Source organism: Bradyrhizobium sp. Ghvi (assembly GCF_900115265.1).
Classification (GTDB): domain Bacteria; phylum Pseudomonadota; class Alphaproteobacteria; order Rhizobiales; family Xanthobacteraceae; genus Bradyrhizobium.
Genome location: NZ_FOVU01000012.1, coordinates 116284 through 128621, shown reverse-complemented (window position 1 = coordinate 128621; position 12338 = coordinate 116284). Strand labels below are relative to the sequence as shown.

Below are 12338 nucleotides of genomic sequence, written 5' to 3'. Positions count from 1 at the left end.
GATAATCTGTCTAAACGGAGTAACCCCATTACACCGACGCCGCAACGTCAGGACAACATGATCTCCGATCGTCTCTTCGTTTACGGCACCTTGATGCGCGGCTTCGACCATCCGATGGCGCGGCTCTTGGCGCAGCATGCGGATTTCCTCGGCGAGGCGACCTGTCGTGGCCGGCTCGTCCTCGTGAAGCATTATCCGGGATTGCTGCTGTCGGACGCGCCATCGGACTTCGTTCATGGCGAGCTGTTCCGCTTGCGCGCAGGCGATGAGCTGCTGCGCGAGCTCGACATGTACGAGGCCTGCGGCGAGGGCTTTCCGGAGCCGACCGAATATCTGCGCCGGCTGGTCGATGTGACCGGCGCGGATGGCACGACGTCATCGGCCTGGACTTACGTCTACAACTGGCCGGTGACTGATCTGCCGCACATCGAGTCCGGCCGGTTTCTCGAGCATTAAGCGGACAGCACTTCCTTCACCACGCGTATGTCGACCTCGCGCTCGACATAGGCCCATTCCTCGGTCTGCCGGAGCATGCCGACCAGCTCCTCGAACAGCGAAGCGTCAACGGGCGCGAACTCGAACCAGGCCAGGAAATCGAAGGGCTCGCCGAGATCGCGGCAGTGATAAAGCTGGCGCGCGATCGCGGGCAGGAAGCGCATGCTGCTCGCGATGTGGTGCGACTTGTCTTCGAAGATCTTGCGCCGCTCTTCCTGGGTCAGGTCCCACCAGGCCTGCGACTTGCGGATCGGGATCAGCGCCGCGCTGGTCGCCTCCAGCCGGCCGAGGCCGGCCTGCACGCTCTCGAGCTGCTGCTTCTCGCCCCGCTCGGTGTAGCGCAGATTGCTGGGCACGCCGACCAGGCGCCAGGAATTGCGCGAGGGTATCAGCGGCAGCGAGACGGCGTTGCCGTCGGTCACCGACAGCGCCGGCATGAAGGGCAGGGGCTCGCCCGTGACCTGCGATAGCGAGGTCACGCGCCAGCCCCCGCTCTGGCCACCTCGAAAGGTCCTGAACATGGCGCCATGGAAGCGTGGAACCGGGCGGGGTTCAAGTGGGCTCTCGTGCCCGACCCGTCATCCTGAGGCGCTCACACTGCAAAGCAGTGGGGAGCCTCGAAGGATGAATCGGCCCGATGCAGCCGGGCCATCGCCCTTCGAGGCTCGCCGAAGAGGCGAGCACCTCCAGCGACAATGGCTTCGCCATTGCGCGGGGGTGACGGAACGGATCTTGGGGTGACGGAAGGGGCCTGTGCATAGGTCGAATAGTCAGGATAACCCGCCCAAACCTGACTTCTGGCCCCGTCATCCCTATATCCCTGATCCCTTCGCCCGACTCACCCTGGATTGCGCTACACCCACGCCATGCGCTTCACGCCCCAATTCCTCGACGAGCTGCGTGCCCGGCTTTCGGTTTCCGAGGTCGTGGGCAAGCGCGTCAAGCTGAAGAAGGCGGGGCGGGAGTGGAAGGGGCTGTCGCCGTTCCAGCAGGAGAAGACGCCGTCCTTCTACGTCAACGACCAGAAGGGTTTTTATCACGACTTCTCCTCCGGCAAGCACGGCGACATCATCAGCTTCGTGATGGAGACCGACGGCCTGCCGTTCGCCGAGGCGGTCGAGCGGCTCGCCGGCATGGCGGGCCTGCCGCTGCCGGCGGCGACGCCGGATGCGGCGCGGCACGAGCAGCGCCGCCGCACGCTGCATGACGTCATGGAGCTCGCGGCCAAGTTCTTCTCGGAGACGCTGGCCTCGCGCGTCGGCGCCAAGGCGCGCGGTTATCTTGCCGATCGCGCCATCTCGCCGGCGACGCAATTGCAGTTCCGTCTCGGCTATGCGCCGCCGCCACCCGAACGCTTCGCGCTGAAGGAGCATCTCGGCAAGCTCGGCGTCTCCGTCGAGGACATGATCGAGACCGGTCTTCTCGTTGCCGGCAACGACATCCCTGTGCCCTACGATCGCTTCCGCGATCGCGTGATGTTTCCGATCACGGATTTGCGCGGCCGCGTCATCGCCTTTGGCGGACGCGCGCTGGAGAAGGACGTTCCCGCGAAATACTTGAATTCGCCGGAGACGCCGCTCTTCCACAAGGGCGACAATCTCTACAATCACCAGGCGGCGCGCAAAGCCACCCATGATGGCAGCGCGCTGATCGTGGTCGAAGGCTATGTCGACGTCATCGCCATGGTCACATCAGGATTTCCCGGCGCCGTGGCACCGCTCGGCACCGCGCTCACCGAAAGCCAGCTCGCGCTGCTCTGGAAGATGGCGGATGAGCCGATCCTCTGCTTCGACGGCGACCGCGCCGGACAGAAGGCCGCCTATCGCGCCGCCGATCTCGCGCTGCCATTTCTTAGCCCTGGCAAGAGCCTGCGCATCGCGCTTCTGCCGGAAGGGCAGGATCCCGACGATCTCGCACGCTCCGGCGGGCGTGGCGCCATCGAGGAGGTGATCGCGGCGGCGCGTCCGCTCGCCGACATGATCTGGTCGCGCGAGCTCGAAGGCGGCAATTTCGCTACCCCCGAGCGCCGTGCAGCGCTGGAAGCACGCATCAAGGAGCTCACCAACGGCATCCGGGACGAAGTCGTGCGTCGCTACTACCGCGACGATTTTGTCGAGCGGCTCCAGCGCACCTTCTCGCCCGACGGCGGGCGCGGCGGCTTTGCCGGCCGGGGCGGTTTCCGCCAGGGCGGCGGCGGCCGCTCGTTCCAGCCCCGCGGCGGGCAGGCGAATCGATTCGGCGGTCAGGGATTCGGCGGCCGCCGCGGCGGCCCGCCTGGCCCCACCCCACTACCTTCCGGCCCCTATCAGGCGGCGAGCCCGCAGCTGGCGGCGAGCCCGATCATGCGCGGGCAGAGGAGCGCCATTTCCCGCCGCGAAGCCCTGATCCTGCAATGCCTGATCAACCACCCCTGGCTGCTGCATGATCATCTCGAAGAGGTCGCCGCCCTGGAGATCGCCCACCCCGAGGCCCACAAGCTTCGGGCCGCCATCATCAGCGCCTTCGTCAACGATCATTATCACTCGCCGGACCCGGAAGAGCAGGCCGAGAAGATGCGCGGCGATCTCGACAGGAGCGGATTTTCTCAGGTTCTTCAACGGGTTGAAGGCGCCATCACCACCGCGGCGGTGTGGGGCGCCCGCGAGGGCGCGGCGCGGGACGACGTTCTTGCCACCTGGCATCAGCTCGTTGCCTTGCATCGGCAATGGCATTCACTACTTAGAGAGCTGAAAGACGCCGAGCTGGCCTTGGGGGAGGACCCCAGCGAGGCCAATTTGGCGTGGCTGCGTGACGTCAAGGCTCGGATAGGAGAGGTCGACGGTACTGAGGCCCTGATCGAGGGTTTTGGCGAACTGTCGGGCCGGCTCCAGAAGAGCGTGTGATGAAAGAATCATGCGGACGGCCGTGGTCGGAACCGCTAAAAGACTCGCCAAATCCAAGGTTTGGCGGCAAAAACAGGGTTAATCGAGGCTTAACGGTCTTGTAGCACTTTGGCCCCCGCGGCCGCAGGCAGAACAGACGCGTCAGGAATGAATCCGCGCAATAGCTGTTGGCACTTCACCTGCATCCGCCGCGACAAAGAGGCTCACGAAGCGTTAGGCAAATCCGGCGAGAGAAAGGTCGGGGTGGCGAGATCTGTGCGCGCCGCCCTTTCCGTGTCGAGATCTGACGAAGCGAGAGCGTCGAACAACAGGTTCAAGTGAATTCACGCTGGGAGGCGATGAGTCTTCCGCATGAAGCGCGTTTAGGAGCAATGGATGGCCACCAAGGCAAAGACGCTGCAGGCGAAGGACAAGGAAAAAGACGACAAGGCAGCGGACGCGCCGGAGAAGGACTCCCAGGACGCGCCGTCTCCCTTGCTCGATCTGTCCGATGCGGCAGTGAAGAAGATGATCAAGCAGGCCAAGAAGCGCGGCTTCGTGACCTTCGATCAGCTCAATGAAGTTTTGCCGTCCGACCAGACCTCCCCGGAGCAGATCGAGGACATCATGTCCATGCTCTCGGACATGGGCATCAACGTCACCGAAGCCGACGACAGCGAAGGCGAGGAGGAGAAGGACGAGGCCGACGACGAGACCGATAACGAGCTCGTCGAGGTCACCCAGAAGGCCGTCACCGAGGTCAAGAAGAGCGAGCCGGGCGAGCGCACCGACGACCCCGTGCGCATGTATCTGCGCGAGATGGGCACGGTCGAACTGCTGTCGCGCGAAGGCGAAATCGCCATCGCCAAGCGCATCGAGGCCGGCCGCGAGGCGATGATCGCGGGCCTCTGCGAAAGCCCGCTGACCTTCCAGGCCATCATCATCTGGCGCGACGAGCTCAACGAAGGCAAGATCTTCCTCCGCGACATCATCGATCTCGAAGCGACCTATGCCGGCCCCGACGCCAAGGGCGGCATGAACACGGCGATGATCGCAGGTCCCGCCGGCGAGAACGGCGAGGCCGCGGCTGAAGGCGGCCAGCCGGCAGCGGCGGTAGCGCCCGCGCATGTCGCCCCGCCCGCAGCTCCGCCGTCGCCGACCCCGTTCCGCGCCGCGCAGCCGGCCGCCGCCGGTGGCGAGGACAAGGATCCGGGCGAAGCCGCCGCCGAAGCCGACATGGACGAGGACGACGAGTTCGAGAACCAGATGTCGCTCGCGGCGATCGAGGCCGAGCTCAAGCCGAAGGTCGTCGAGATCTTCGACAAGATCGCCGAGAGCTACAAGAAGCTGCGCAAGCTTCAGGAACAGGACATCCAGAACCAGCTCGAGAGCACCTCGCATGGTCCCTCGCTGTCGCCGCACCAGGAGCGCAAGTACCGCAAGCTCAAGGACGAGATCATCGTCGAGGTGAAGTCGCTGCGCCTGAACCAGGCGCGTATCGACAGCCTCGTCGAGCAGCTCTACGACATCAACAAGCGTCTCGTCTCGCATGAGGGCCGCCTGATGCGCCTCGCCGACAGCCACGGCGTCGCGCGCGAGGACTTCCTGCGCAACTACACCGGCTCGGAGCTCGATCCGCGCTGGCTCAATCGTGTGTCGAAGCTCTCGGCCAAGGGCTGGAAGAATTTCGTCCATCACGAGAAGGACCGGATCAAGGACCTCCGTCACGAGGTGCATCAGCTCGCGGCGCTGACCGGCCTCGAGATCGTCGAGTTCCGCAAGATCGTGCACTCCGTGCAGAAGGGCGAGCGCGAGGCACGCCAGGCCAAGAAGGAGATGGTGGAAGCCAACCTTCGTCTGGTGATCTCGATCGCCAAGAAATACACCAACCGCGGCTTGCAATTCCTCGACCTGATCCAGGAAGGCAATATCGGCCTGATGAAGGCGGTCGATAAGTTCGAATACCGCCGCGGCTACAAGTTCTCGACCTACGCCACGTGGTGGATCCGGCAGGCGATCACGCGCAGCATTGCGGACCAGGCCCGCACCATCCGCATCCCCGTGCACATGATCGAGACGATCAACAAGATCGTGCGCACGTCCAGGCAGATGCTCAACGAGATCGGCCGCGAGCCGACCCCGGAAGAGCTCGCCGAAAAGCTCGGCATGCCCCTGGAGAAGGTCCGCAAGGTCCTCAAGATCGCCAAGGAGCCCTTGTCGCTCGAAACCCCCGTCGGCGACGAAGAGGATTCACACCTCGGCGATTTCATCGAGGACAAGAACGCGATCCTGCCCATCGACGCCGCGATCCAGTCCAACCTTCGCGAGACCACCACGCGCGTGCTGGCTTCGCTCACCCCGCGCGAAGAGCGCGTCCTCCGCATGCGCTTCGGCATCGGCATGAACACCGACCACACGCTGGAAGAAGTGGGCCAGCAGTTCAGCGTGACGAGAGAGCGTATCCGCCAGATCGAAGCGAAGGCGCTGCGCAAGCTGAAGCATCCGAGCAGGTCACGGAAGTTGCGGAGCTTCCTGGATAATTGATCTGGAGGCCATCATTGGCATATGGAACGGCGGGCGTGAGTCCGCCGTTTCTTGTTTGGATCATTGCCGGGGGCGTAGGCGGATAACGTCTTCGTCGCGCGGCTTTCGATTGCCGGTACCCCATACATTTTCGATCTGGCCGGCCTTGGCAAGGTCGACACAAATGTCCTTCACGTTTGTTTCCCGCAACATGAATGGTTGCAGTAGGGCAGGAACGACTTCAGAAAACTTGAGCGCCCCGTGCTGGATAAGCAACTCCAACATGTGACCGGCGGCTAATCGTTTCTGTTCGGCAACGATTTCCTCAACTGTTGCCTCGCTCAGTTCGGCGCGATGATCTGCAAACATATCGACAACGTTTGATCGCTCCTCTCTTTTTGCTTCTATTGCGTTTGCCCTACTTTTAGCGTGCCTTCGCAGTGCGTCGTATTCAATCTGACGAAACGTCTTCAATCCTTCAGTGCTCTTGGTTCCGTATGCGATAAAGAAATGCGGTCGTTCGGCTGTCGCCTTGTCGATCTTCGTGGATATCACGAATTCGAAGTTACCTGCTTTTTGGAGTGTATCGCGGAATAGCTTCTCAACAGCGAGACCGCGGGAGATGTTTCCGTCGAGACGCTTGGGCCAGTCGGCTCCGCCCAGAATGGGAGCTAGCGAGTCTATGATTTCTTGGTCCGCGCTATGTGCAAATCGATTGATAAAGTCGTACATGAAGTTGATCAGCACCTCGCATTTAGCTTGAGCAAATAACGGTCTGATCTTATCGAATGGATAACCAGTCCACCCGGTTGGATCGATGAATATTAGAGGGAAGGATGTGCCAACGAAAGGTCGAATTATTTCGACCGCGTCCTCGAAGTTTCCTTCGTAAGTTTTAATTTCGAAGTCGTCCTCAGGTTTATGAAATTCGGCAACTGCGCTCGCCAGCTGGGAATAGGCCCTTGCATTTTTCTCGGAAAAGAAACATTTGATCCGTCGTCTTTTTCCGGTTCGCGTTAGCACTTGGCTTTGAGCGTCCTTCAAGACGTGGATTGCGATCATGAAGGAGGAGTCGCTAAAGTCCGTAGTCTTGGATTCCCATGGACCTGAAAAGCCGTCGACATACGTCACGTCAGAAAAATTCAATACCTTAAACGCGAGCGCCTGAAGGTAGCTCTTCAAGATGAAATGCTTGGCCTTGGTCTGCTCGCGACCGAAGTAAGGGTCGCTCACAACTAACCTCTCTATTCGGCTGCGTCTAATAGTCTTGTTCGGGAAATTCGGGGATATTGATTCCATTCGCGGCCCTGCAGGAGCCGCCCGCCAGACTTCGGTCGGGTGCCGCCCCATTGCTTAAAGAAGAAGGCAACCTTCGCGGTTCGACATTGATCGCGAATTTCGATTGCCCACTCCTCTGCCATCGGCCGTGCGCGCGGGCCGCTTTCACCACCCACAATCGCCCAATCGATCCCTTCGAGATCAAGCTTGCCGACAGGACCAAGCAGGGGCTCGAACGAAACGAACTTCGTCGATGCGCGCGCGGCATGAAGGTGCTTTAGCCGAATAGCGTTCTGCGCGTCCTCGATAGATACGCCTAACCAAATGTGAGGAGGAGCCTTCTCCACGCGGTATCGGCTCAGAAGATATCGCGTCATGAGCGAACTGCGCTTGGTCAGCACTTGAAATGTATGCCAATTGGCTGTCTCCATCGTCTTGAAGATAGAGTCGATGAACGACTTCGGTATCTCCTTGTGAAAGAGGTCGCTCATGGAGTTGACGAAGATGCGTCGCGGCTGGCGCCAAGTGAGCGGTTGCTCTAGTCGTTCCGGACGCAGTTTGAGATCAAACCCGGATTCGAATGGGTGACCGTGCACGTCCCTAAATCGCTCCGAAAAGCGTTCCGCGTAGCAGAGGTCGCAGCCACGTGTAATCTTTGTGCATCCGGTGACCGGATTCCACGTGGCATCGGTCCACTCAATCTGTGTCGAGACAGCCATATCCCACCTTAGAACAAACGGAGAACATAGTCAAACCTATAAAGACGTATAAGAAATCAGCACTACCTTGAGTTAACCTAGCCCCCGCGCAACCCGAATTCGCTCGCTCCAAGATTCCAGAGTTCTGCTTCGCCTTACCCAGTCATGTCGAGTCCTAGCCTCACCGTCTACTACAACACCCGCTGCCCCGTCTGCGACGCCGGCATCGACTGGCAGCGCAACAAGCTGTTGGCGTTGGTGCGGGCGGGCACCATCGAGTTCAAGGACATCAACGAGCAGCCTGATGCGCTGGCGCAGTTTGGTGCTTCGCTCGACGACATCAGGCGGCGCCTGCATGCGACCGATGAGGCCGGCCGGCTCATCGTCGGTGCGGATGTCGCGATCGCGCTGTGGAGGCTCACGCCGGGCGAGGGGTGGCTTGCGGCGCTATCAGGCAATCGCGTGGCGCTGCCGGTCACGCGGTTCGTCTACGACCGTTTTGCCGATCTGCTGTTTGCCTGGAACAGATGGTGCGGGCGCTGGTGAGCGCGCGCCTGGAGCCACTGTGGCTTTAGATTGAGTCGGTGGGCCAGCCGCGGACTCTGACACCTCTCCCCAGCGGGGAGAGGTCGATTTGCTCCTGGCGATGCGGAGCATCGTCCAGAGCAAATCGGGTGAGGGGGGCAGCACGCGGTGAGACCGTAAACCCTCACCCGGCGCGCGGGACGATGCTTCGCATCGCCCGGGACGCGCCGACCTCTTCCAAGGGAGAGGTGATTCCCGATGCCGCACCAGTTCAGCGCATCTCGTCGAGCTCTTAGTCGCGCCTACTTCTTCTTCGCCCCCACCCGCTCGATCCGCTCGATCTCCAGCGCCGGCTTCCCGCTCTTTTCCGCGATTTCGCGGTCCTGCTCCCTGATGAAGTTGCGCGCGGGTTCGTCGCCGTCGAGGCCGCCGAGCAGCTCGGTGGGGACGCGGCGGTTGGAGCGTTGGGAGCCGTCTTCGTAGACGACGTTGAAAAAGGCGAATTCGCCCTTCGGATTGGTACCGGGTTTTTTGGCCATGGCGGCTTGTCGTCGATCAGGGCGCCGCAGTCAAATGACTTCGCGGCTCCCAGACATCGGCGTTTCGGCCGAGCCGGGCGCGGAACTGTCTGATGGCGCTTGTTTCGTGGGAACGGCTTGGGCGCAGCGCGAAGCCGCCGGTGGCCAGACCAATAAGCGGCGGGCTGGGGGAGCCCGCCGCTTATCTTGGTCTTCAGCGTTGCCCGGGGCTGGCGGGGCAACAACCTGAGATAGAAGGCTATCGCTAGCGTCTCGCCAAGGCAAGATGAATCGGCATGGTCTCGATGTCGCAGCCGTCGCCTCAGATATGCAACTGACCTGCGCGGGGGTTCCCGCACGTTCGAAAAACAAATGCTTGGACTTCCGAAATACTTTGTTCATCGTGCGCGGGCGCATGCAGGGGAATGCTGATCGATCCGGCATTTTGTAGGCGTTGCATGCACGAAGTCTGACAACGCGCGCCAGGAAACCGCCATCGTGCGTTGCACACATCACATTGGCTGCGTGCGGCGCGAGACTTTCTCGGCGGCCAACCTCAATCGACGGCCGCCACCGCTGTTGCCATCCTCCTGCTTGCGACCCTGAGCCATGATCGCGCTGCCCATCGCGGCGGAGCCGAAGGTGATGACGAAGGATGCCAGCAGCAACGCAAGGCCGATGCTAGGGGCGCGATCGGCGAAGATCAGTTCGCGCAGGTGGCCTGGGTTGAGCCAGAGCAGTCCGCCGACAAGGAGCGTGGCAGCACAGGCGCCGGTCGCGAGGTTGATGACGAGCAGGCGGAAAAGCGGGATGCGCAGCAGGCGGAAGGAGCGCGGCCTGGCCCGTCGTCTGGTGTTCGGCACAACACTTTCTCCGCCAACGTAGCTCTCGTCTGTCGGGTTTGCGGGTCGCCCGCCTTACGCCGCCGGCGCGATCCGGTCGTCCGCCCCGGGCTGCTGCGCCTGCTGGCGTTCCATCATGCCCTGCCAGAGCGTCGCGATGCTGGCCTGCGTCTGCGGCGCGATCAGGCAGTGGCCCTCATTGTCGTAGCCGCAGAACCGCGCGGTTGGATCTTTCCTGACCACGGTCAGCGCCTGGTTGATCATCTCCAGACAGGTCATGACTTGCCCGATCTCCTGCAGCCGCGTGTGATGCAGGATATCCATCAGGCGGAACGTCATCACCGCGGGCTCGCCGTAGGTGATGCCGGGCCGGCCGAACTCTAAGAGAACGTTCACCGCCGGGAACGTGCCGCGGATGTGCTCGAGCACGCCGGCCACATCATCCACGCTGCAGGCGACGAGATGGGCGGTTTGGCTAGGTGCGGCGACAGGCGGGCGCGGCGCAAGGCCGAGCGAACTGATCACCTCCTGCTCGATCCATTGCCGCACGGGCGCGGGCGCGTTGCGGATCTGCTCAGTGGTGAGGGTAATTCCGGTCATGGGCTGGTCTCCTGCGCGGGCGCTCCTGTTGATCCCAGTCTATGAACGAGGCCGTGAGCCACGTTGATGCGGATCAAACCTGCCGCCTTGACGCTGGCCACTTTCAACGGGCGCGTCGCGGGCGGGGGCCAACGCCCGGACTTTGCGATGCTGGCACCATACGCCTGTTTTGCCCGACGGGTCAACTCGAATTCGGAAAATCAAAATCGGCGGACGCGCTGCTCCTACTGTGCATGGGGTTGTTTTGCGGTTTTTGTCTCAGTGCCGTTGATCGCGGGTATCAGACTGATCGGTTCCGTGTCGCTTTGACGTGAATCCCGTTCCCGGGCATGATCGCATTCTGCTTCGCGCCAAAGTTTCGCGCCCAGTTCATGAGGATGCTTGTCCGATGTTGAGATCGCTTTTCGCCGCCGCCGTCATCGTCTCCCTGGCCGGCGGCTCGGCCGAGGCCGCGCGTTGCGGTGGCGACTTCAACAGTTTCATCGCCGGCATGAGCGCGGAGGCGCAAGCCGCAGGCGTGTCGGCGGGCGTGACCAGCGCGGCGTTCAGCGGCATCACCCCCGATGGCGCCGTGCTCGCCTTCGACCGCCGCCAGCGCTACACCTTCAACAAGACCTTCGAGCAGTATGTCTCGACCCGCGTCGGCGCCGGGCGCATCAATGGCGGGCGCGCGCTGCTGCAGCGTCATGCCGCGCTGCTCTCGCGCATCGAGCAGCAGTTCGGCGTGCCCCGGCAGATCCTGGTCGCGATCTGGGGCCTGGAGAGCGATTTCGGCAAGGGCGACATGGGCAAGCTGCCGGTGATCCGCACGCTTGCGACACTCGCGCATGATTGCCGCCGCACCGAGCTGTTCCAGGGTGAACTGCTCGCCGCGCTCAAGATCGTGCAGCGCGGCGACCTGCCGCTGCGCGACCTGATCGGCGCCTATGCCGGCGAGATCGGCCAGACCCAGTTCCTGCCGTCGTCCTACATCAAGTACGGCGTGGATTTCGACGGCGACGGCCATGTCGACCTCCGCCACAGCGTCCCCGACGTGCTCGCCTCGACCGCGAACCTCTTGCACTCGAACGGCTTCAAGATGGGCCAGCCCTATGGCGAAGGCTCGGCCAATTTCGAAGCGATGCGCGAGTGGAACAGGGCCGTGATCTACCGCAAGACGATCGGGTATTTTGCGGACCGGCTGGTGGGGCAGTAACCACATCCACCTACGAGAGCGGAGCGTGAGGCGACGTTTTCGCCTCACGTCCCCTTCGCCATCTTCTCGATCCGCCGCTGCAACGGCGCCCAATACGTCCCCGGGCGGAAGAACGCGATGCACGCTGATCTTGCGTTGCGCTCCGATTTCGGCGGGAAGCGTTTTCAAGCCGGCCTCGTCACGATCGGCGAGCGCGAGGTCGCAGCCGCGTTGCGCAAGCTCGATTGTGAGCGCGCGACCGATGCCGCTCGCCGCTCCCGTGATAGCGGCCGCGCCGCGAATCGCCGTCATGAGATCTTCCGTCAAGCTCCGAACGGGGAACAACAATTTACATTTTTTCAGATTGGAACAGAACCGTCCTCCGGTTCCCGTTTTAACATGGATTACTTGGGCAAGGCCAAGCATTGGGAGCCACCAATGAGACAATCAGAGCCATTCACGGCAACGGCACTCATCGTTGAGGACGACCTCATGCAGCGGGAGATGCTGTGCCTTCTCCTGGAGGAAAGTGGCTATCAAGTTATCCAGTGTGAGAGCGCCGAGGCGGCCGAGCTTGTGCTGGAGAAAAGTGCCGGCGCACTCTGCCTGATGCTGACCGACGTCCAACTCGCCGGCCGCATGAACGGTGTCGAGCTCGCGCACGTCGCCAAGGACCGCAATCCGAAGCTCGACGTGGTCGTGACCTCCGGCCGCCCCTTGATGCAGCCCTTGCCCGCCGGTGCGAAGTTCTGGGCCAAGCCATGGGCGCCGCTCGACGTATTGCGTGAAGCCGAAATCGCCCAGCTGAACTGAGGCGCGCACGC

General features: G+C 62.3%; 12 protein-coding genes and 1 pseudogene. 6 read left to right on the top strand and 7 right to left on the bottom strand.

Annotated features, from left to right (window positions below; translation table 11 throughout):
- Positions 1-57: 57 nt before the first annotated feature.
- Positions 58-456, top strand: coding sequence for a gamma-glutamylcyclotransferase family protein (locus BM374_RS31820; protein WP_092302042.1), 399 nt, complete (start codon positions 58-60; stop codon positions 454-456).
- On the opposite strand, the gene BM374_RS31815 is transcribed toward BM374_RS31820, so the two are convergent.
- A complete protein-coding gene (locus tag BM374_RS31815; protein WP_092302040.1) occupies positions 453-1016 on the bottom strand; it encodes a chlorite dismutase family protein in 564 nt (187 codons plus the stop codon). The two genes, BM374_RS31820 and BM374_RS31815, sit on opposite strands and share 4 nt — an antisense overlap.
- 345 nt (positions 1017-1361) lie before the next feature.
- Here BM374_RS31815 and dnaG point away from each other — a divergent pair, with 345 nt between their 5' ends.
- Both dnaG and rpoD read left to right on the top strand, forming a co-directional pair.
- Positions 1362-3377: a DNA primase gene (dnaG, locus tag BM374_RS31810; protein WP_092302038.1), complete on the top strand. Its 2016-nt coding sequence runs from the start codon at positions 1362-1364 to the stop codon at positions 3375-3377.
- A gap of 375 nt (positions 3378-3752) precedes the next feature.
- Entirely contained in the window at positions 3753-5900 is a 2148-nt protein-coding gene (gene rpoD / locus BM374_RS31805; RefSeq protein WP_092302036.1) for an RNA polymerase sigma factor RpoD, read from the top strand.
- Between the two features lie 60 nt (positions 5901-5960).
- On the opposite strand, the gene tcmP is transcribed toward rpoD, so the two are convergent.
- Together tcmP and BM374_RS31795 are read right to left on the bottom strand one after the other, a co-directional pair.
- Positions 5961-7112, bottom strand: coding sequence for a three-Cys-motif partner protein TcmP (gene tcmP, locus BM374_RS31800; RefSeq protein ID WP_177248677.1), 1152 nt, complete (start codon positions 7110-7112; stop codon positions 5961-5963).
- 11 nt (positions 7113-7123) lie between these two features.
- Positions 7124-7876, bottom strand: coding sequence for a DUF5131 family protein (locus BM374_RS31795; RefSeq protein ID WP_092302136.1), 753 nt, complete (start codon positions 7874-7876; stop codon positions 7124-7126).
- Positions 7877-8020: 144 nt separating this feature from the next.
- Here BM374_RS31795 and BM374_RS31790 point away from each other — a divergent pair, with 144 nt between their 5' ends.
- The gene (locus tag BM374_RS31790; RefSeq protein ID WP_092302032.1) at positions 8021-8401 is read left to right on the top strand and encodes a thiol-disulfide oxidoreductase DCC family protein; all 381 of its coding nucleotides are present in this window, start codon (positions 8021-8023) and stop codon (positions 8399-8401) included.
- Positions 8402-8682: 281 nt separating this feature from the next.
- Here BM374_RS31790 and BM374_RS31785 read toward each other — a convergent pair whose 3' ends face one another.
- The 3 genes from BM374_RS31785 to BM374_RS31775 form a co-directional block, all read right to left on the bottom strand.
- On the bottom strand, positions 8683-8919 hold the full coding sequence (locus BM374_RS31785) for a hypothetical protein (protein ID WP_092302029.1): 237 nt from the start codon (positions 8917-8919) through the stop codon (positions 8683-8685).
- A gap of 491 nt (positions 8920-9410) precedes the next feature.
- On the bottom strand, positions 9411-9761 hold the full coding sequence (locus BM374_RS31780; RefSeq protein WP_177248676.1) for a hypothetical protein: 351 nt from the start codon (positions 9759-9761) through the stop codon (positions 9411-9413).
- Between the two features lie 54 nt (positions 9762-9815).
- Positions 9816-10340, bottom strand: a complete 525-nt coding sequence (locus BM374_RS31775) for a hypothetical protein (protein WP_092302026.1) — start codon at positions 10338-10340, stop codon at positions 9816-9818.
- Positions 10341-10728: 388 nt separating this feature from the next.
- On the opposite strand from BM374_RS31775, the gene BM374_RS31770 reads away from it, so the two are divergent.
- On the top strand, positions 10729-11535 hold the full coding sequence (locus BM374_RS31770; RefSeq protein ID WP_092302023.1) for a lytic murein transglycosylase: 807 nt from the start codon (positions 10729-10731) through the stop codon (positions 11533-11535).
- 111 nt (positions 11536-11646) lie between these two features.
- Here the strand turns inward: BM374_RS31770 and BM374_RS31765 are convergent.
- Positions 11647-11826 (bottom strand): annotated as a pseudogene (locus tag BM374_RS31765) (SDR family NAD(P)-dependent oxidoreductase); the annotation flags it as partial.
- Between the two features lie 126 nt (positions 11827-11952).
- On the opposite strand from BM374_RS31765, the gene BM374_RS31760 reads away from it, so the two are divergent.
- A complete protein-coding gene (locus BM374_RS31760) occupies positions 11953-12327 on the top strand; it encodes a response regulator (protein ID WP_092302132.1) in 375 nt (124 codons plus the stop codon).
- The last annotated feature ends 11 nt before the right edge of the window (positions 12328-12338 follow it).